This is a genomic window from Lactobacillus sp. C449L, from assembly GCF_059900815.1.
This window is the reverse complement of sequence record NZ_JBWXGA010000057.1, coordinates 1-598: the sequence shown is the minus strand read 5'-3', so window position 1 is coordinate 598 and position 598 is coordinate 1. Positions and strand designations below refer to the sequence as shown.

Here is a 598-nt window from a genome sequence, read left to right as displayed (position 1 = left end):
GACGAGGCCCGCCAGCGCGCCGGTCGAGGCATGGAGGTTGCGCCAGAAGGGCCGCCCGCCCGGCCTGCCGGCGAGGGACAGCGCCCGGTTCCCGCCGCGCGGCCACCAGAGGTAGAATCCCGTCAGCACCAGGATGATCGCCCAGCCGGCCACGATCTCCACCACGGCGTTGCCGACAGGGCCGGTGATGGCGAGGCTGTGGAGCCGCTTCACCGTCTCCATGACGCCATTCTCCTGCGTGGTGCCGAGCACGGCGCCGGTCGCCGGATGGGCGAAGGCGGTGCGTTTCACGCCGCCTTCGTCCACCGTCATGCGCCAGCTCTCCCTTGCATCGGGCGGGCGGGTGATGGTCGTCACCCGCCCGCCGGTCTGCCGCTCCACCGCGCCGATCAACCCTGCCACGCTGGCCGGCTGCGCCGGCGCTTCAAGGACGATCCACTCATGGTAGACGGCCCGCTCGATCTCCGGCTTGAACAGGTAGAGCGAGCCCGTCACCGCCAGCCAGCAGAGGACGGGCAGGATGACGAGCCCGGCATGGAAATGCCAGCGCCACACCACGCGATAGAGCGACCGGTCCCTCAGAACTGCGCCCGCACGC

Annotated in this window: 1 protein-coding gene; it reads right to left on the bottom strand. The window is 71.1% G+C overall.

What is annotated here, in order from left to right; all coding sequences use genetic code 11:
- Positions 1-598: PepSY-associated TM helix domain-containing protein (locus AC2JF9_RS08260; RefSeq protein ID WP_500726834.1), on the bottom strand; the 598-nt coding region annotated here is incomplete at both ends.